This window comes from Pseudomonas sp. FP2300 (assembly GCF_030687595.1).
Taxonomy (GTDB): Bacteria; Pseudomonadota; Gammaproteobacteria; order Pseudomonadales; family Pseudomonadaceae; genus Aquipseudomonas; species Aquipseudomonas bijieensis.
Genome location: NZ_CP117440.1, coordinates 5136874 through 5155646, shown reverse-complemented (window position 1 = coordinate 5155646; position 18773 = coordinate 5136874). Strand labels below are relative to the sequence as shown.

Sequence of the window (18773 nt, the reverse complement as noted above, 5' to 3'; positions counted from 1 at the left end):
TTTAGCGAATCGCCCTACGCGCTCTATCTCCTTCCCCTGACTTAACTCTCCACTCATCCCCGGCAAAATCTCGCGCTCCTTGAGCGCTGCGAGACGTTTGCCCATGTTCGACCGTTTTTTCCTGCCGGCCCTTGAGCGAGCCCCGTCCTGATGGATCAGGTGAGCCGTATCGAGCAGGAACTCGACAGCTTCAACGACACTCTGTCGGTCTATCGCGAACAACTCGCACGCTGGTACAGCCGAGCGGCGGACCGGGCCAGTCATGCCGCCGACTTGCCCTCGCTGATGGGCATGGAGCGGGTGATCCGCTTCGGCGACAGCACCACCGCTGTCAGCACCGGTGACGATGATTTCCTCTCCACGGTTGTTCAGTGTCCCCACGGCGGGACGATGACGATCGAAAGCAAGTTCGAGTCGGTGTACGACATCCCGCTGGGCGACATCGTGGTGGATGTGGTGGACGTGGACAGCGGCAAGGTCACGCCAGTCACCCTCGATGCCCAGGGGCTGGGGACCTTCCAGGGCGAGGCGGGTAAGTCCTATCGGGTACACGTTCAGGGCGAGGTATCTCCCCAGCACATCGAGCAACTGTTTTCTTCCTACGATGGCGTGACCCGCGATCTGACGGACTGGCTGCGCGGCGAATGGCAAGGCTTCAAGCCGCGATGGGCACAGCAGTCCTTGGCAACGTCGGCGGCTGCGGTGGGGAACGGGTTGCTCGCCGGTAGTTGGGCGGCGATTGAAAGTGTGTGGGACAGCATCAGCTTGCTCTCGGACATCCTCAAGGACCCTGGTCAGTTCGTTGAGCGGTTGGGCGAAAGCGCCAGGCAGCTAGAAGAGCTGGCGGAAAAAACGCCGCAGGTGATGGCCAAGCTGCAACTGCTGGCCAGCGACGAAGCGGCTTTATGCCTGTTGGTGCGTACCGCCAGTCTCTGGCTGGACATGCTGCCGCCCAGTGAGGTCGCGGGCGAAACGGCCGAAGCCTTGTCGAGGGTGACGGTGCAGTTGTTGATCGATCTGTTGATCGGCGTAGTCCTGACCTTCACCGGGGCGGGGGCTGGTATCGCTTATCTGTCGATGCGCCTGGGAAATGTGGGCGTGCACCTGCTGGGTGCCATGCAGCGTTTCATCCGTGGGATCTTCGCGGTGGTCAACGGCTTCATGACCTACGTGGATCGCTACAAAACGGTGGCGGCCCGAGGTATTGCGGCGGGGGTCAAGAAAGGTCGGATGCAGTTGCGCTGGGATGCACAACGCAACACCACTTTGAAAAAACACGAACCCCACGACGACGCCCCAACCCAATCGAAAAACCCCAATGGCGACAGCGCCGACACCGCGGCCCAGACCCAGACCAGCGGCTGCCCGGTGTCGATGGTCACCGGCGAAGAACTGCTGACCCTCGACGACGGCACCCTCGATGGCCGCTTGCCGTTTGTCTTCACCCGTTTGTACCGCACCAGCGCCGCCGACCTGGACGTCGGGCTCGGGCGTGGCTGGAGCCATGCCCTGGCCCATCGCCTGGAGCTCGACGGCGAGCAGGTCATCTGGGTCGACCAGGAGAACCGGCGCACCACCTTTCCACTGCCCAACGCCCAGCGTCCGGCGATCCACAACAGCCTGGCCCGGGCGGCGATCTACCTCGGTACCGAGTCGGACGAACTGATCGTTGCCCAAGCCGGTGCGGACGCCGCGTTCCTGCACTTTCGCGACGGCCACCTGGTGGCCCTCAGCGATCGCCACGACAACCGCCTGACGGTCCAGCGCAACATCCATGGCGACATCAGCCGCCTGGACAACGGCGCCGGCCGCGCCCTGCGCCTGCGCTACGAGCAGCGTCACCTGATCGCCGTCGACTACCAGAGCTTCCACCCGGCCATCACCCTCGACGAAGCCTGGCGGACCGAGCAGACGCTGGTGTCCTACCGCTACGACGGACGTTTCCGACTGATCGAAGCGACCAATGCCGCCGGCGAAAGCGAACGCTACGACTACGACGACCGACACGTCATCCTCCAGCGGCAATTGGCCGGCGGGGCGAGTTTCTACTGGGAATGGCAAGGCCTCGGGCCGGCCTCCCGCTGCGTCCGGCATTGGGCCTCGTTTGCGCAGATGGACAGCCGCTACACCTGGGGCAAGGACGGCAGCGTCACGGTCCGGCACCTGGATGGCAGCCAGGAAGTTTACGTCCACGACGACCGGGCGCGGCTGGTGCGCAAGGTCGAGCCCGACGGCGGCGAGCACCTCAAGGCCTATGACGAACAGGGCCGGCTGATCGCCGAGCAGGATCCGCTGGGAGCGGTCTGCGAGTACCGCTACGACGACGTCGGACGGCTGGTGGCGCTGATGCCAGCGGACGAAGCGCCGACGTCCTACGAATACCGCAACGGTTTCCTGCATACCCGTTCCCGTGGCCAGGCCGTGTGGACCTACCGGCGCAATGCCCGGGGCGATGTGATCGTGAGCATCGATCCGGATGGCCGGCGCACGGAATATGCCTACGACGGCCACGGGCAACTGCTGGCGAGGTATGACCCGGACGGCGGCGAACATCGGTTCGCCTGGAGTCGCCTGGGCCAACTGACCGAAGAGATCCTGCCCGATGGCGGGCGTCGGTGTTTTTCCTACGACGCCCTGGGGCGTTTGCTCAGCCGCAAGGACGAACACGGCGCCCTCACGCATTACCGATGGGACGCTGTCGGCCGACTGCTGCAAGTGACCTTGCCCAGCGGCGCCACCCGGACCTGGAGCTACAACGCCTACGGCAAGGTCACCGCCGAGCGCGATGAACAGGGCCGCCTCACTCGCTACGAATACGCCGACGACCTGCACCTGGTCAGCCGTCGCCTGAACCCCGATGGCAGCGAACTGAAATACCGCTACGACTCGGCGCGGCTGCTGCTGACCGAGATCGAAAACGAATCCGGCGAAAAATATCAGTTGGACTACACGCCCAACGGCTTGATCCGACAGCAAGTCGGCTTCGACGGCCAACGCACCACCTACACCTACGACCTCAACGGCCACTTGCGGGAGAAAACCGAACACGGCGAGGACGGTTCGCAATGGGTCACCCGCTACCAGCGTGACGCGGCCGGGCGGCTGCGGGTCAAGACCTTGCCCGACGGCCAGGCCATCGAGTACCGCTACGACGAACTGGGCCGGTTGGTCCACGTCAACGACGGCAGCGATCGTCCGCTGGCCTTCGAGTACGACGCCCAGGACCGGCTGGTCTGCGAGCATCAGGGCTGGGGCACCCTGCGTTATCGCTACGACGCCTGCGGGCGCCTCAACCACCTGCGCTTGCCGGACGACAGCCAGCTCGACTACCACCATGCCCCCGGTGGCGCGCTGACCGCCATCGACCTCAACGGTTCGCGCTTGACCGAACACCGATTTGACGGCGGTCGCGAACGGCAACGCCAGCAGGGCCGGCTGCTCAGCGACTACACGTACGACGAACAGGGCCGCCTCAAGGCCCAGACCGTGTGGCAGAGCCAACAGCAGCAACTGTTCTGGCGCGATTATGCCTACAGCCCCCGGGGCAACCTGCAGACCCTTTCCGACAACCGCAGCCGGCGCCGCTACCAGTACGACCCGCTGGATCGCCTGACCCGCATCGACTTTTCCCACAGCGAGCCGCCGGAACACTTCTGCCATGACCCGGCCGGCAACCTGATGATGCAGGACCGCCCCGGCCCGACCACCCTCAAGGGCAACCGCCTGCTCAAGGAGGGCGACCGCCACTACGACTACGACGCCTTCGGCAACCTGATTCGCGAGCGCCGCGGCCAGGCCCTGGTCAGCGCCTACCGCTACGACAGCCAACACCGCCTGATCGGCGTCACCACGGCGGACGGCCGCGAAACGTCCTACCGCTACGACGCCTTCGGCCGACGCATCAGCAAAACCGTGGACGGCCTGACCACGGAGTTTTTCTGGCAGGGCGATCAATTGGTCGCCGAAAACAGCCCGCGCCACCACCGCAGCTACGTCTACGAACCAGGCACCTTCCGCCCACTGGCGATGCTCGACGGCGAAGGCCTGAACGCCTGCCCGTTCTACTACCACCTCGACCACCTGGGCACGCCCCAGGAACTGACCAGTTACAGCGGACAGATCGTCTGGTCGGCGCGCTACAACGGCTACGGCAAACTCACCGAACTCAAGCACGGTGGCGGCGAACAGCTTGAGCAACCTTTGCGTTTCCAGGGCCAGTACTTCGACCCGGAAAGCGGCCTGCACTACAACCGCCACCGCTACTACAATCCCGAGACCGGCCGCTACCTCACACCCGACCCGAGCAAACTGGCGGGTGGGCTCAATGGGTATCGGTACACCCTGAACCCGACGGGGTGGGTGGATCCGTTGGGGTTGGTGGATTGTCCGGGGACGGGTGGGTGTCGGCCGACGGTTGGGGATCAGGATCCGGCGGCTAAGGTTGGGGTGGATGAGGGGGAGCCTGCGCTGCCCAAGCCGACCGCCGCTGAGTTGGCCGAAAAAGAAGTCAGGCGTCTAGATCGGGAGCAAGGCATGCATATGGTCAGTAAACATAGCCTTGCGGTTTCAGATCAGGTGTGGAAGCGGCGGGCAATTGACGGTACAGATCCCTTAACTGGTAGAACCCCCTCGCATAGGAAGGGGAATCCAAGTTCAAGGTTTAATAGTTGGGAACTACAGCTAAAGGCCTATGAATTAGCAATTGCGAAGAAGAATAGCGGGCATGAACTACTGGTGGACAAGAGCGGAAACAAATATCTACGGGCAGATTTGCCGGGCGCGGGGAAAGGATATATTCCAAATTCTAGAAATCCAAGCGATCCAAAATTGATCAACATGAATCGCATAGAAATGAAGTTTGATCGGGATACCGAAGTTCCATTTACATTGTATCCAATAAAATAGGAAGCTATAAAATGATCGATCCAAGCACCGGTCAACCGTATGTACCCACACCTGCGTATTTTTTGGGTTGTTTTGACATATATGATCGAGAAGAAACGCTGGGGGAGGAGCTTGAAAAATATGACCCCAACAGCCCAACAGATCGAGAGGCGCTAATCTTAAAATACTCGCTATCTAAAAATTGGAAAATAACGTACAGGCAAAAATTTGCATTGCATAAAAGTTTAGAAGAAGCGCTGCGAGACAGCGGTTATGATTTTCAGGCTTTACTAGAACATGATTGTCAGGAGTGCTCATCGCTACCCAACGGGTGGGACACAATGGACAATCCAAGAACTTTTTTTGAAGATATATACAGACTGGCGAGTGAGCTATGGGCGGATGATCTCCGGAGGGCTGAGTCTGAGGATAAGTCTACTTGGGATTATGTATAGCTGAATTACCGAAAAGGAGTTCTGTCACAAAAGACGGAATTATACGCTCTGCGTGGGAACGCATCCCGTTACGCTCTGCGTCACCTTTCAGAAGCAGAACGCGGAGCGTCCCTGGCGGCGCTCTCAGTAATATTGAATCAAAATGATGATCCAATAGCTGTTTATACAGGGTCGAAAAAATGAAACCCAAACCAAGCATGATGCCGCTGATCGGGTTGTTGTTTGTGTTTAATATTGAGAATGTTTGCGACGAGAAACGGGAAGAGGTGATAGTTTCAAAAAACATAAATATCGATTCTGAACTCTCTGAGTTGTTTGATGTTTTGCTTAAGTCGGAATTTTTGCGTTATCCGCCCGGTGCGCAGGATAAATATATTGAAATAATCAACTATTATCTGAAGGTTGGCGGCAGTTTTGATGATTTGTTTGAAGATATGGATACATATTTTGATCAAAGCATTCATGATCAGCGACACTTTATGGAAGTATTGCTGAGCTGCCTCAAGTGCTATCAGTCAGAGAATGCTCCAGAATCCTAAACTCATAGAGAAATTGCATTTGAGAAAGTCCAGAAGATACGGCTCGTATACACCTAATGGAAGTTCAACAGAAATCCACGCCGGAAATGTAAAGTCCCCCAAACCGAGGCAGTGGTACGCTAACTGTAGCACCAAGTTCAATAGTTTTCGAATACAGCATCAAGCCATAAATGAAGCGCTGACCCGAGAAGCAAGAGGTCTTCCTCGTTTTACCGGCGAAGACAAAAGAGGGAATCCAGTCGTGCGCATGTATATGCCCAAGGTGGGGCAGGGATACATACCCAACGTAAATGACAAGGAGAATCCAATATTTCAAAGCGAAATTAATGTATTCGAAGTCAGATTCGATTATGAAACGCTACGTCCGGTCACTGCTTATCCTGTAGGAGGTTTTGATGCTGATGCATCCGTTTCTTGATCGTCCTTATGATCCTCAAATTAGTCATTTTCTCGGTGGCTTCGAGATATATGGTTGTGAAGAGACTCTGGGTGAGGAACTGTCGCAGTTCGACCTTAATAGTGCTGAAGATCGGAAAAAGTTGATCTATAAGTACATAGTTCATCGCTTTAGAAAGCTGAGCTATCGACACAAGTTCTTATTTTTTTGTGTGCTTGCAATTGCGATCGACGATCCGGAGTATGATTTTAATGAGATGTTCGATCACGAAGTGGTCTCGCATTCAGCCCTTCCGCCGGAGTGGGATGAAATGGAGGATTTCAGAGTTTTCTTTGAGGATGTCTATAAGTATTTAGCAGAAGCGTGGGGCGAGGATCTTCATAAGGCCAACCAGGAAGACCCAACAACCTGGTAGTTCAGGTTTATCATTCCCACACTCTGCGTGGAATCATCCCGTGACGCTCTGCGTCACCCTCCAGAAGCGGAGCGTCCCTGGCGACATTCCCACGCAGGAGCGTGGGAGCGATCAACAAATTCAATAGAGGTTTTTTGCTAACAGAATTCCCGGAAACATGAATAAAGAATTTCCTGAACTACATGATTTTTTTGGGCTTATTTCCACCAAGATTGGTCAGCCGAGCATGAGTCCGCCGAGCAAGTCCTTGAGGCCTTTCTAGCAGAGTCGGACGTCGAGATGCTGAAAGTCGTTCAGCAAGAACTTAGTGTACTTGGCAAAAATAAAAATGAATTGGAGTTGAGAGAGTATTTATTGAAAGAGTTAAGTTGCTATTACAGTTATTGGAATACATGGGAAGTCGGCGAGGTGTGGTTACGGCATATTGCTAGCAGGCTGAGCTCTAGAATTGATAGTCTTTGCTGACCTATGGCTGATCAATACATCACCAAACCGCTTTTCGTGGCGAGGGAGTTTGCTCCCGCTGGGCTGCGAAGCAGCCCTAAAAACAACTAACTCGTTCAGTCAGACACACCGAGGCGTTGGTCAGAAGAGGGGGCTGCTGCGCAGCCCAGCGGGAGCAAGCTCCCTCGCCACAGGGTTAGCGCCAGGCATTCGGGCCGTGGCGAGGCGCTAACGCGAACCGACTCACACCGACACCCCCAACTCCACCACAACCTCCCGCTCAGCCACCCCATCCACCAAATACACACTCCCCCCCAAAATATCCTTGGCATGGTGCTTGGCCTGCGAAGCCAGTTCCGCCAACTGGCTGGCATCCAACTCCCCGCAGGCCTCGGAACGCAGATGCACCACCCCAATCGACAGCGACAACAACGCAAATTCCTGCCGAATGCCCTGTCGATTCAACGCCGTGAAGCACCCCGCCTCCAGATGCTCGGGGCGGTAGAAGCGGCGGCAGTGGGTCTGGAAGTCGCTGAGTAGCTGGTCCAGCCGCTTGCGCCAGTCTTCCGGGCCGAGGACCAGGAGGAAGTCGTCGCCGCCGATGTGGCCGACGAAGTCGCGGCTGGGGTCGATGCGTTCGTTCAGGCATTGGGCCAGGCACAGCAGGACTTCGTCGCCGCGGCCGTAGCCGTAGATGTCGTTGAAGGGTTTGAAGCTGTCGATGTCCACGTAGCAGATCACCGATTCCTGCCGTTGTTGCAGCAGCCGCGTGAGGCATTGCTGGATCGGGACGTTGCCCGGTAGCAGGGTCAGTGGGTTGGCGTAGCGGGCTTGTTGGATTTTCAGTTCGGTGATGAGCTTTAGCACATCGATTACCCGGCCCAGGCCCAGGTAGCCGCCGTTGAGGGTGATGATGAAGTCTTCTTCGATGCGTTGTCGGGCGCGGCTGGTGATCAGGCGGCTGACTTGTTGCAGCGACTGGTTCAGTTCCACCGCCAGGAAGTCATCGCTCATCAGCCGACTGATGGGTTTGCGGGCGAACAGGTCGGTGGCGAAGGGCTTGAGCAAGGCGTCCGAGAGTGAATGGCGATGGACGATGCCGCAGGGCTGGTTCTGATTGTCCAGCACCGCCAGGGAGTTGAGGTTGGCCTGGCGCCGGAACGCGTCCAGCACGGTGGCTGTCGGCGTGTTATGGGCCACTGCGGGCTGTTCGTTGAGTAGCGCGCTGAGGTCGTTGAGCTCATCGTTCAGCGACGCCACACCGCTGTCCTGCTTGGGCATCAGCGCCCTGGCATCGCGCGAAGGGTGTTCCTGGGGGCGGGCCAGTAGATACCCCTGGACCAGGTCGACGCCCATTTCGATCAGCACCGTCAGTTCCTCCGGCAGTTCTATGCCCTCGGCGATCACCTGGGCCCGGGAGGCCCGGGCGATTTTCAGGATCGAGCCCACGAATTCGCGCTTGAGGGCATCCTGATGGATGCCGTCGATGAAATGCCGGTCGATCTTCACATAATCGGGCCGCAATTCAGACCATAGCCGCAGGCTCGAATAACCGGCGCCAAGGTCGTCCAGGGCAATCGAGAAGCCCATGGCTCGGTAGTGGTGCAGGGCGGTTTGCAGGAGTTGGAAGTCATCGATGGGGGTTTGTTCGGTCAGTTCGATCACGACCTGATTGGGCGCAATGCCAAAGTCCTGCAGCAGTTGCAGCGTACGCCCCGTTTGGTGCGCGGACTCCAGCAGGGACTCGGGCGAGACGTTGAGGAACAGCTTGCCCGGCAGCTTTTGTTCATTGAAGCGCTGGCAAGCACTGCGACGGCAGGCCAGTTCCAGTTCGCTGAGGCGACCGGCCTGACGCGCCACCGAGAGCAGTGCGATGGGGGAGTGCAATGGGCTGTTGGAGGGGCCGCGGGTCAAGGCTTCATAGCCCACGATGCGCCGTTCGGAAAGGCAGATGATCGGTTGGAACAGGCTGTGCAAACCGCTTTGAGCCAGGATCGAACTCAAGGCACTCAGCTGTTCTGTCGTGGTCATGGCAATCTCTGGCGATAAAAAAAGGACCGGGTGCGCCGCACCCAGTCCTGTATTTCACGACAGACTGATGTCAGTTTGATGACACTCCGACGAGCATCACCATTAAATGGCCATCACCTTAGTGCTTGGCGATCGCCGTGTTGAGTTTCAGGTAATCCAGCAGGATCCGCCCGGTCTCGCTCAGGTAGGCATCGTCTTCCGGCTTGGTTTTCTCCGGCTCGGTGATCAGGTCTTCGTCCTCTTTCTTCAGCTCTTTGAGCGGTTCTTCGCCCTTGGCCTTGCGACGCAGGTTTTCCATCGCCAGTTGCTTGGCTTCGATGTCGGCATGCTGCGCGCGACGGTCGGCTTCGTTGAGGGTGACGGTTTTCTCCATCATCAACTTCTGCGCCAGGGCCAGCTTGTCGCGGATGAACACGAATTCCGCGTCCTGGGACGAGCGCGCGTCATGGTCGGACTTGAGTTGCGCCAGGAACGGTTTGAACGGGTCTACGGCTGGTTTGATCGCCGGCCGGATGGTGTCCCACGGCATGGCTTCGGGCAGGGCGCTTTCACCGATTTCCTTGGTGTCGATGATCGACGGGTAATCGATATCAGGCAGCACGCCCTGGTGCTGGGTGCTCTGGCCGGAAACCCGGTAGAACTTCGCCAGGGTCAATTTCAGCTCGCCATGGTTGAGCGGCTGGATGGTCTGCACGGTGCCTTTGCCGAAGGTCTGGCCGCCGATGATCAACGCACGGTGGTAGTCCTGCATGGCGCCGGCGAAAATCTCCGAGGCCGAAGCCGAGAGGCGATTGACCAGCAAGGCCATCGGCCCCTTGTAGAACGCGCCCGGGTTTTCATCTTCCAGCACATCCACCCGGCCATCGGCGTTACGCACGAGCACGGTCGGGCCCTTGTCGATGAACAGGCTGGTCAGCTCGGTGGCTTCCTGCAGGGAGCCGCCGCCGTTGTTGCGCAAGTCGATGACCACGCCGTCGACCTTTTCCTTCTGCAGTTCGGTCAGCAGTTTCTTGACGTCGCGGGTGGTGCTCTTGTAGTCCGGATCGCCAGCGCGGAAGGCCTTGAAGTCCAGGTAGAAAGCCGGGATCTCAATGATGCCGAGCTTGTAGTCCTTGCCGTCCTGCTTGAGGTTGAGGACCGATTTCTTCGCCGCCTGTTCTTCCAGCTTCACCGCTTCACGGGTGATGGACACGACCTTGCTGGTCTGGTCGTTCGGCGCATTGCTGGCCGGGATGACTTCCAGGCGCACCACCGAGCCTTTCGGGCCACGGATCAGCTTGACCACTTCGTCCAGGCGCCAGCCGACCACATCGACCATCTCCTTGTTGCCTTGGGCGACGCCGATGATCTTGTCCGCCGGGCTGACCTGTTTGGTCTTGTCCGCAGGGCCCGCCGGGACCAGGCGCACGATCTTCACCTGGTCGTTGTCGCTCTGCAGCACCGCACCGATGCCTTCCAGGGACAGGCTCATGTTGATGTCGAAGTTTTCCGCGTTATCCGGCGACAGATAATTGGTGTGCGGGTCGTAGGACATGGCGAAGGTGTTGATGTACGCCTGGAAGATGTCTTCGGCGCGGGTCTGGTCCAGGCGCGCCAATTGGTTCTTGTAGCGCTTGGTCAGGGTTTCCTGGATCTGCTTGGGATCCTTGCCGGCGATCTTCATGCGCAGCACCTCGTCCTTGACGCGTTTGCGCCACAGGTCATCGAGTTCGGCGGTGCTTTTGAGCCAAGGGGCGTCCTTGCGATCGACCAGCAAGGTTTCCTTGGTATTGAAGTCGATTTTGTCGACGCCTTTGTTCAGCTCGGCAATGGCGTAGTCCAGACGCGCCTTCACGCGGTCCAGGTAGCGCTTGTAGATGGTGAACCCGGCGTTGAGGTCGCCGCTCTTGAGGAAGTCGTCGAACTGGGTCTTCCACTTGTCGAATTCAGCGATGTCGCTGGCCAGGAAGTAACTGCGCGACGGATCGAGCAGCTTCAGGTAGCTGTCATAGATGATGACCGAACGCGCGTCATCGAGCGGCGGCTTGCTGTAGTGATGGCGCTTGAGCAACTCGACGACGTTAAGGCTGGCAATCACCTCGTCCCGATCGGGCTGAAGCTTGTCCCAGCTGTTGGCTGCGAACGTATCGCTCGACAGCGGCAACAGGCCAAGGCCAATGACAAGCGCGAGGGCGGTGCTGGGGAACAGGTGCTTCATGCTGATTCGACGCAGGGACAATTGATAACGCATATTAGGCCGTCTTTGAAGTCGCCGGTTCCATGTGGCCCGGGCGCATAATGCAAGAAAGCCCGGCGTTGAAGCAGCGGGCCCAGTCGAGACTCACTATGGAGGCACCGTGAAAGCATTGCAAGGCGTTGAAGGCCAAGTGGTATGGGCAGATGAGCCAAGTCCGGCGTGTGATGTCGGGCAAGTTCGCATTCGTGTGGCGGCCGCCGGCCTGAATCGGGCCGATTTGTTGCAAAAAGCCGGGCTTTATCCGCCGCCACCCGGTGCCAGCCAGGTGCTGGGGCTGGAATGTTCCGGGGTGATCAGCGAGGTTGGGCCGGGTTCGTCCTGGCAGGTGGGCGACCGCGTTTGCGCCTTGCTCGCTGGCGGTGGGATGGCTGAGGAAGTGGTGGTCGATGGCCGGCATGTGCTGCCAGTCCCGGAGGGCCTGTCATTGGCTGAAGCCGCCGCGCTGCCTGAGGTCTACAGCACCGCGTGGTTGAACCTGTTCCAGCTGGCTGCGCTCAAGCCGGGTGAGAAAGTGCTGCTGCACGCCGGGGCCAGCGGCGTCGGCTCGGCTGCCATCCAGCTATGCAAGGCGTTCGGTAACCCATGTTGGGTCAGTGTCGGCTCAGCTGATCGCCTGAGTTATTGCCAAGCGCTGGGGGCCCAGGGCGGCGTGGTGCGCACCGATGGCCTGGAGAGTTTGAACGACCTCGGCCCCTTCGACGTGATCCTCGATCCTGTAGGCGCCAACTACGCCCCACTCAACGTGAAACTTTTGTCAGTTGACGGGCGCTGGGTTCTCATTGGCCTGATGGGCGGGCGCGAGGCACAACTGGATCTGGCGCAGGTGCTGGGCAAACGTATCCAATTGCTCGGCTCGACCTTGCGCAGTCGTAACGATCAGTTCAAGGCCGACCTGATCAGCGAGCTGGGGCAACAGGTGTGGCCGTTGTTTGCCGACAAACGCCTGAGCCCGCAACTGGCGAAGGTCTTCGCGATCAAGGATGCCGAAGCGGCGTTCGCGGAACTGGCGACCAACAAGGTATCGGGGAAGTTGGTACTGGTGATCGATGAGAGCCTGAGCTAATCCGGGCGTCGCGCAAGAACCTGTGTGCGAGCTTGCTCGCGTTGGCAGTGTGTCAGCTAAATCAATGCTGGCTGATCCAACGCTATCGCGAGCAAGCTCGCTCCCACAGGGGTTGTGGTGTCTCCTGGCCCGCACCCTGCGTCAATTTTCAAAGGGCTAGATAGGCATACACCCTGTCAAGTCTGACAGTAGACACCACGAAGAAAGGCACCCTAGAGTGGGTTCGAGAGTAATAGATGTCTCTCTGATTAGTGTCCGCTAACAGAAGAGGTGTTGTGATGGCTACGAAAGAACTGCGCATGTCCCAAGAGTACATTGACGGCGATCGATCGCCCGAAGTGGTCTTGGAAATCTATAAGGGCAAAAAACTGCAGTTTGCGACCTTTGTCTCTGCTTCAAAAAAGAACGGCCCCTACGATACCGTCAATGTCAAAACCGACGTCGATGGTGACGGTGATATGGACAGGCAAGACGAAAAGGCCATTCTGGATCTGGCAAAAGCCTTTTCAAAATTCAAGTAGGGCGCTGTTATGTTTGATCACGTCATCCTGCATGCGCTGGTTTTTGCACTTTTATTAACAGTTGTTGAGGCTGCTCAAGCACAAGTACCTTCAGACACTTCCGAACAGGGACAATGGGGTATTTGGGGGGCGGCTGCTTCCTGCCCTGCGGGCCAGTATGTCTGGGGCTTTCGGCTCAAAAGTGAGCCCTATCAGGGCAATGGTGACGACACTGCCTTGAATGCGATCCAGCTTATCTGCAAGAGCGGCGCCACGGGACAGGCAACGTACATTCAAAGCCTTGAAGGGAAGTGGGGAAGCTGGGGTAAGGACCATGTTTGTCGCGAGCATCCCGTCATAGGATTTGCCATCCAGGTGGAACGGTTTCAAGGTAGGGACAAGGAAAAGGGCTCGAAGGACGATACCGCGGCCGGCAATATCAAAATGAATTGCGGTTCGCAGATTTTGGTTGGCGACCCACCCAACGCGTGGGGGGAATGGACCGGGTTCTATAGCTGCCTCGATGGCACCGGGGCCAAGAAAGTGAAGGGATTTCGGACCCGGGTGGAGCCCGATCAAGGCAGTGGGGATGATACGGCCCTGAACGCGATGCAGGTGTATTGCGGGTTCTAGTGAGAGGCGTTGACGATCTCGGAAACGCCGAATCTGTGGGAGCGAGCCTGCTCGCGATGGCGTCGGATGCGGTCAGCATTGATGTTGGCTGACATACCGCCATCGCGAGCAAGCTCGCTCCCACAGGTTTGTTTATTTGCAGGAATACTTGCATGTCGGCGCCGACATGACTGGTCCCCTCATCCTACGACGGTGGCTTGAACCTTTGACCGGCGCCCGCGGGCAAGCTGACCTTCGGTCGGCAGCCCGTATCCGATGCGCGCGCCCTGCTAGCGTTAATTAATGGAGGGGATGGGGTAACCGCAACTTTCATTTCACCAGCCAGGTGAAGAGGTCGATCATGGCCATCGCCGAATGGCGCATGCAGGGCGTCGAATTCGTTGCCTGCAACTGCAATTGGGGCTGCCCCTGTCAATTCGATGCGCCGCCGACCCATGGCCACTGCCAGGCGGTGGCGTCGATGCGAGTGGAACACGGGTATTTCAATAAGGTGACACTGGGAGGCTTGTGCTGGGCCGCCACTTTCGCTTGGCCGGGCGCTATCCATGAGGGTAACGGCAGTTGTCAGGTGTTCATCGATGAACGCGCCGACGAGGCGCAACGCCAGGCCCTGCTGACCATCCTCTCCGGTTTGGAAAGCGACCCCGGGGCCAACGTGTTCCAGGTGTTCAGCAGCACCATGACTGAAGCATTCGAGCCGCTGTTCGTGCCCATCACTTTATCCATCGATGTCGACCAGCGCTTGGCGCACCTGGACATTCCTGGCGTGCTGCAGGCCAGCGGCGAGCCGATCCGCAGCCCGATCGACGGTTCACCTCATCGAGTACGCCTGTCCCTGCCCAATGGCTTCGAGTTCCTTGAGGCTGAAGTCGCCAGCGGCAGTTACCAGACGCATTCAGCCCTCAAGCTGCAATCCCAGGACAGTCATAGCCACCTCGCCCACGTGCACTTCACCGGCCATGGCATAGAGCCGTAAAGATGGCAGCCCCTCAGGTGGCGGCCCAGAGCAGGCGACTGACAGGCGAGCAGTGGCTGTTTCTGTTCTGCCTGCTTGGGCTGATCGCCCTGGCTTGGCTGGTGCTGCTGCACATGGCCCGTGACATGACTGCGCCGGGCGGCATGGCCGATGCGGCAATGGCCGGCATGCTCATGCCCTGGAGCCTGACCGATGCGCTGCTGATGTTCGCCATGTGGTTGGTGATGATGATCGGCATGATGCTGCCCAGTGCCCTGCCCATGCTGCTGATCTACCAGCAGATGCTGCGCAAGCGCATGCCGGCACCACAGCGACACCTGGCTCTGCTGCTGTTCTGCGGCGCTTATGGCTTGGTCTGGGCTGGCTTCGCCCTGGGCGCCACGGCGCTGCAATGGGCGCTTGAGCAGCTCACTCTGCTCAGTCCGGGGATGCGCGTCAGCAGTACCGCGTTGGGCGCCGGCCTGCTGCTGGTCGCAGGCGTCTATCAGTGGCTGCCGAGCAAGGCGGTCTGCCTTGAGCATTGTCGCGGGCCGCTGCATTTTCTTCTCAGCTACTGGCGCCCCGACGTACGCGGCGGCTGGCGCATGGGCCTGGCCCATGGCGCTTACTGCCTGGGCTGCTGCTGGGCCCTGATGGGCCTGTTGTTCGTGGTCGGCGTGATGAATCTGCTTTGGGTTGCCGTGATCGGTGCCTTCATCCTGCTGGAGAAAAACCTGCCGCAGGGACTCTGGCTCAGCCGTATCTGCGGTTTGTTGTTGCTTGGCTGGAGTCTGTGGCTGTTGCTGGGCTAGGGGCTGAACCTGTGGGAGCTGAGCTTGCTCGCGATTGCGGTGTGTCAGCTAGATCAATGCCGGTTGATCCACCGCCATCGCGAGCAGGCTCGCTCCCACAGGGTCGGGTTTTATTTCCAGGTATGGATTGGCCACCCGGCCAGTTCGGCATGGGCCTTCAACACCGGGTCCGGGTTGACCACGTGGGGGAAGTCCACCCGTTGCAACAGCGGCAGGTCATTGCGTGAGTCGGAATAGAAACTCGCGCCTTCCAGGTTCTCTTCCTCGGCATCCAGCCAATCCAGCAGCCGCGCGATCTTGCCTTCGCGGTAGGTCAGGGTGCCGACGGTCTTGCCGCTGTACACCCCATGGGTCACTTCAAGGTTGATCGCCAGGATTTCGTCGATGCCCAGGCGTTCGGCAATCGGCTTGACCAGGTGCGTGCCCGAGGCCGAGATCACCAGGATCCGGTCGCCGGCCTTGCGGTGTTCGGCGATGGTCTTGGTGGCGTCGCTGAAGATGATCGGTTCGATGAAGTCTTCCACCCAAGGCTCTACCAGGTGCTCGATTTCCTCCGGGGTACGGCCGATCATCGGTTCCAGGCTGAAGTCCATGTACTCTTCCATGCTCAGCTTGCCGTGGCTGTAGGCGTCCATCAGCGCGTTGTTGCGCTGCATGAACGACTCGGGATCGACCCATCCCAGGCGTCCCATCTGTTCGCTCCAGAGGGTGGCGCAGTCGCCGTGGATCAGGGTTTCGTCCAGATCAAAAATTGCCAGGGCCATCAGAATGTTTCTCTCTTCAAAATCAACGAAGCCATCAGGCTACCTCACACAACGCTGACGGATCGATGGAAAGTGACAGGCGTGCGCCATCGGGGTGCAGGTCGGCGGCCGAGCGATTGAGCACATCCACCACCAGCTCCACGCCACGGGCCTCGACCCGGTAGCGAATCACGTTGCCCAGCAGGCTGTGGCTGCGGATCAGCGCATCGGCCTGGCCGTCGCGGCTCAGCTCGATGGCTTCCGGGCGGATGGCGATCCGACTGTTCACCGGGCGCTGCAGCAACCGGCTGGCGCTGTCGGCGTCCAGCAGGTTGTAGTTGCCGATGAAGCCGGCGGCAAAGACATCGACTGGCGCAGTGTAAAGGGTTTCGGCATCGCCGCTCTGTACGATCTTTCCCTGGTTCATCAGGAAAATCCGGTCAGACATGGTCAGGGCTTCTTCTTGGTCGTGCGTGACGAAGATCGTGGTCAGGCCCAACTCACGCTGGATCTGTCGGATCTGTTCGCGCAGGTGCTTGCGAATCCGCGCATCCAGGGCCGACAGCGGCTCGTCCAGCAGCAACAGACGCGGACGGGTGACCAGGGAGCGGGCCAGGGCCACGCGCTGGCATTGGCCGCCGGAGAGCTGATGGGGATAGCGGGCGGCAAAATCATGCAGCTCCACCAGGCGCAGGATCTCCAGCACCCGTTTGTGGCTGTCCGAGGCGTCGACTTTTTGCATGCGCAGGCCGAAGGCGACGTTCTGCTCCACGGTCATGTTGGGGAACAAGGCATAGCTCTGGAAGACCATGCCGATCCCGCGTTTCTGCGGGCTCAATGGGACGATGTCTTGCCCGTCCAGGATGATCTGGCCGGCATCCACCGCAGTCAGGCCGGCAATGCAGCGCAACAGCGTGGACTTGCCGCAACCGGAAGGGCCGAGGAGGGTGACGAATTCGCCCTTGCCGATTTCGCAGTTGATGTCGCTGAACACCGGGGTGCCGGCGTAGCTTTTTTGCAGGTGTTGGACGCTGACGTAGCTCATTGGCTTTTGTCCTTGTTCAAGATGTTGGCCGCCCAGGTCAGGACCAGTACGAAGAAGAAGTAGGAAATCACCAGGGCACTGGTGAAGTGGCCGCTGCTGTTGCGCATGTTGTTCAGGTACACCTGCAGGGTTTCATAGCGGGTGCCGACGAGGATGTTGGCAAACACGAACTCACCGAACAGGAACGAGAAGGACAGCAGCAACGCCACCATCAGGCCCTTGCGCAGGTTGGGCAGCACCACCAGGAATGCCGCCTGGAAGGTGCTGGCGCCAAGCAGTTGGGCGGCGTCCATCAGGTCGCGCAGGTTGATCGCTTGCAGGTTGTTGGTGATCGCCCGGTACATGAACGGCAGGGCGACGGTGAAGTAGCAGCCGATCAGGATCCACGGCGTGCCCACCATCGCCAATGGCCCGGAGCCATAGAGTTGCAGCAGCCCCACCGACGACACCACCGGCGGCACTGCGAAGGGCAGCAGGATGAGGATGTTCATCAGCGCGTCGAGTTTGGGGAAGTGGTAATGCACCACGAACAGCAGCGGCAGGATCAACACCACCGAGAGCACCAGCGCACCGACGCAGACGATCAGCGATTGACCGAAGGCGTGGAGAAAGCGCGGATCGCTCCACAACTGCACATACCATTTGAAGGTGAAACCGCTGGGCAGCACGGTGGCCGACCAACTGCTGGCGATGGAGTAGACGAGCGTGCCGGCCAGGGGCAGCAGCAGGATGGCGAACAGCAGGTACACCACCACTCGATGATAGAGCCCGACGGAGCCCGGTTCAGCGCGAGACATGGTAGCTCCTCTTGAGCAGCAACTGATGGACGATGGTCACCAGGGTCATCAGCGCCACCAGCACCACGGCCAGGGCACTGGCCAGGTTCGGGTCGAGGGAGATGTCACCGGAGACCATGGCGGCGATGCGAATCGGCAAGACGTTGAAGTTACCCGTGGTCAGCGCATAGACCGTGGCATAGGCGCCGAGGGCGTTGGCCAGCAGGATCACGAATGTGCCCAGCAGCGCCGGGGTCAGCACCGGCAAGCCGATGTGCCGCCAGAACTGCCAGCCGCTGGCACCCAGCAGTTCGGCGGATTCGCGCCAGTCTTCGCGCAATGCGTCGAAGGCCGGATAGAGCAACAGCACGCCCAGGGGGATCTGGAAGTAGGTGTAGAGAATGATCAGCCCGGTTTTCGAGTACAGGTTGAAATCCTCGATGATTCCCGCCTGCTTGAGCATGATGGTGATGCTGCCGTTGAAGCCCAGCAAGATGATGAAGGCGAAGGCCAGGGGCACGCCGGCGAAGTTGCTGGTCATGTTGGCGAAGGCGTTGACGAAGTTGCGCAACCGCGAATCCACCCGGCGCAGGGAATAGCTGCCGAGCACCGCGATGACGATACCGAACACGCTGGACCAGAAGCTGATCTCCAGGCTGTGCTGGATTGCCTGCAGGTAGAACTTGGAACTGAAGATCTTGCTGAAGTTGGCCAGCCCCCAACCGAACTCTTCCGATTCCAGGCTGTTGACCAGCACCCAGAGCAACGGAGCGATCTGGAATACGATGAAGAAAATCGCGAAGGGCACCAGGCACAACGCTGCCAGCCATTTGCCGCGCGTCATG

The 18773-nt window shown here is 59.2% G+C and carries 15 protein-coding genes and 1 pseudogene; 10 read left to right on the top strand and 6 right to left on the bottom strand.

Going from position 1 to position 18773, the window contains the following annotated elements; genetic code table 11:
- The first annotated feature begins 150 nt into the window (after positions 1-150).
- The 5 genes and pseudogenes from PSH86_RS22770 to PSH86_RS22750 form a co-directional block, all read left to right on the top strand.
- Positions 151-4905 carry an RHS repeat-associated core domain-containing protein gene (locus tag PSH86_RS22770; protein WP_305485100.1) on the top strand — a complete coding sequence of 1585 codons (4755 nt, stop codon included), beginning with the start codon at positions 151-153 and terminating at the stop codon, positions 4903-4905.
- An 11-nt stretch (positions 4906-4916) separates the two neighbouring features.
- Positions 4917-5339: a hypothetical protein gene (locus PSH86_RS22765; protein ID WP_176689272.1), complete on the top strand. Its 423-nt coding sequence runs from the start codon at positions 4917-4919 to the stop codon at positions 5337-5339.
- Between the two features lie 179 nt (positions 5340-5518).
- The gene (locus tag PSH86_RS22760; RefSeq protein ID WP_305485098.1) at positions 5519-5878 is read left to right on the top strand and encodes a hypothetical protein; all 360 of its coding nucleotides are present in this window, start codon (positions 5519-5521) and stop codon (positions 5876-5878) included.
- 395 nt (positions 5879-6273) lie between these two features.
- Complete coding sequence (locus tag PSH86_RS22755; RefSeq protein WP_176689274.1) at positions 6274-6690, top strand: hypothetical protein; 417 nt, start codon at positions 6274-6276, stop codon at positions 6688-6690.
- Positions 6691-6936: 246 nt separating this feature from the next.
- Positions 6937-7155 (top strand): annotated as a pseudogene (locus PSH86_RS22750) (hypothetical protein); the annotation flags it as partial.
- Positions 7156-7377: 222 nt separating this feature from the next.
- On the opposite strand, the gene PSH86_RS22745 reads toward PSH86_RS22750, so the two are convergent.
- Together PSH86_RS22745 and PSH86_RS22740 are read right to left on the bottom strand one after the other, a co-directional pair.
- Positions 7378-9165 (bottom strand): bifunctional diguanylate cyclase/phosphodiesterase, encoded by a 1788-nt coding sequence (locus PSH86_RS22745; RefSeq protein WP_305485093.1) that lies wholly within the window; start codon positions 9163-9165, stop codon positions 7378-7380.
- Between the two features lie 118 nt (positions 9166-9283).
- Positions 9284-11362, bottom strand: coding sequence for a carboxy terminal-processing peptidase (locus PSH86_RS22740; protein ID WP_162893917.1), 2079 nt, complete (start codon positions 11360-11362; stop codon positions 9284-9286).
- Positions 11363-11501: 139 nt separating this feature from the next.
- Here PSH86_RS22740 and PSH86_RS22735 point away from each other — a divergent pair, with 139 nt between their 5' ends.
- The 5 genes from PSH86_RS22735 (at position 11502) to PSH86_RS22715 (ending at position 15364) form a co-directional block, all read left to right on the top strand.
- Positions 11502-12464, top strand: a complete 963-nt coding sequence (locus tag PSH86_RS22735) for a zinc-binding dehydrogenase (protein ID WP_109754518.1) — start codon at positions 11502-11504, stop codon at positions 12462-12464.
- 278 nt (positions 12465-12742) lie between these two features.
- Positions 12743-12985, top strand: a complete 243-nt coding sequence (locus PSH86_RS22730; protein ID WP_109754517.1) for a hypothetical protein — start codon at positions 12743-12745, stop codon at positions 12983-12985.
- A 9-nt stretch (positions 12986-12994) separates the two neighbouring features.
- Positions 12995-13597, top strand: coding sequence for a hypothetical protein (locus tag PSH86_RS22725; protein ID WP_116833211.1), 603 nt, complete (start codon positions 12995-12997; stop codon positions 13595-13597).
- Positions 13598-13937: 340 nt separating this feature from the next.
- The gene (locus PSH86_RS22720; RefSeq protein WP_116833210.1) at positions 13938-14573 is read left to right on the top strand and encodes a DUF1326 domain-containing protein; all 636 of its coding nucleotides are present in this window, start codon (positions 13938-13940) and stop codon (positions 14571-14573) included.
- A 2-nt stretch (positions 14574-14575) separates the two neighbouring features.
- On the top strand, positions 14576-15364 hold the full coding sequence (locus tag PSH86_RS22715; RefSeq protein WP_305485083.1) for a DUF2182 domain-containing protein: 789 nt from the start codon (positions 14576-14578) through the stop codon (positions 15362-15364).
- Positions 15365-15474: 110 nt separating this feature from the next.
- On the opposite strand, the gene PSH86_RS22710 is transcribed toward PSH86_RS22715, so the two are convergent.
- Genes PSH86_RS22710 through PSH86_RS22695 form a run of 4 tightly spaced genes read right to left on the bottom strand, consistent with a single transcriptional unit; the run spans position 15475 to position 18772 of the window.
- A complete protein-coding gene (locus PSH86_RS22710; protein ID WP_109754513.1) occupies positions 15475-16128 on the bottom strand; it encodes an HAD family phosphatase in 654 nt (217 codons plus the stop codon).
- A gap of 34 nt (positions 16129-16162) precedes the next feature.
- Positions 16163-17152 carry an ABC transporter ATP-binding protein gene (locus PSH86_RS22705; RefSeq protein WP_109754512.1) on the bottom strand — a complete coding sequence of 330 codons (990 nt, stop codon included), beginning with the start codon at positions 17150-17152 and terminating at the stop codon, positions 16163-16165.
- Positions 17149-17949 (bottom strand): ABC transporter permease, encoded by an 801-nt coding sequence (locus tag PSH86_RS22700; protein WP_116833208.1) that lies wholly within the window; start codon positions 17947-17949, stop codon positions 17149-17151. Before PSH86_RS22700 ends, PSH86_RS22705 begins: the two co-directional genes overlap by 4 nt.
- A complete protein-coding gene (locus PSH86_RS22695; protein ID WP_162893916.1) occupies positions 17936-18772 on the bottom strand; it encodes an ABC transporter permease subunit in 837 nt (278 codons plus the stop codon). Before PSH86_RS22695 ends, PSH86_RS22700 begins: the two co-directional genes overlap by 14 nt.
- Position 18773 lies beyond the last annotated feature (1 nt).

What these genes read in the sequence shown, in the direction of transcription:
- PSH86_RS22740 (WP_162893917.1), bottom strand. Translation starts at nt 11,362, where the DNA reads ATGAAGCACCTGTTCCCCAGCACCGCCCTCGCGCTTGTCATTGGCCTT.
- PSH86_RS22705 (WP_109754512.1), bottom strand. Translation starts at nt 17,152, where the DNA reads ATGAGCTACGTCAGCGTCCAACACCTGCAAAAAAGCTACGCCGGCACC.
- PSH86_RS22720 (WP_116833210.1), top strand. Translation starts at nt 13,938, where the DNA reads ATGGCCATCGCCGAATGGCGCATGCAGGGCGTCGAATTCGTTGCCTGC.
- PSH86_RS22710 (WP_109754513.1), bottom strand. Translation starts at nt 16,128, where the DNA reads ATGGCCCTGGCAATTTTTGATCTGGACGAAACCCTGATCCACGGCGAC.
- PSH86_RS22715 (WP_305485083.1), top strand. Translation starts at nt 14,576, where the DNA reads ATGGCAGCCCCTCAGGTGGCGGCCCAGAGCAGGCGACTGACAGGCGAG.
- PSH86_RS22745 (WP_305485093.1), bottom strand. Translation starts at nt 9,165, where the DNA reads ATGACCACGACAGAACAGCTGAGTGCCTTGAGTTCGATCCTGGCTCAA.
- PSH86_RS22755 (WP_176689274.1), top strand. Translation starts at nt 6,274, where the DNA reads ATGCTGATGCATCCGTTTCTTGATCGTCCTTATGATCCTCAAATTAGT.
- PSH86_RS22770 (WP_305485100.1), top strand. Translation starts at nt 151, where the DNA reads ATGGATCAGGTGAGCCGTATCGAGCAGGAACTCGACAGCTTCAACGAC.
- PSH86_RS22700 (WP_116833208.1), bottom strand. Translation starts at nt 17,949, where the DNA reads ATGTCTCGCGCTGAACCGGGCTCCGTCGGGCTCTATCATCGAGTGGTG.
- PSH86_RS22725 (WP_116833211.1), top strand. Translation starts at nt 12,995, where the DNA reads ATGTTTGATCACGTCATCCTGCATGCGCTGGTTTTTGCACTTTTATTA.
- PSH86_RS22730 (WP_109754517.1), top strand. Translation starts at nt 12,743, where the DNA reads ATGGCTACGAAAGAACTGCGCATGTCCCAAGAGTACATTGACGGCGAT.
- PSH86_RS22760 (WP_305485098.1), top strand. Translation starts at nt 5,519, where the DNA reads ATGAAACCCAAACCAAGCATGATGCCGCTGATCGGGTTGTTGTTTGTG.
- PSH86_RS22695 (WP_162893916.1), bottom strand. Translation starts at nt 18,772, where the DNA reads ATGACGCGCGGCAAATGGCTGGCAGCGTTGTGCCTGGTGCCCTTCGCG.
- PSH86_RS22765 (WP_176689272.1), top strand. Translation starts at nt 4,917, where the DNA reads ATGATCGATCCAAGCACCGGTCAACCGTATGTACCCACACCTGCGTAT.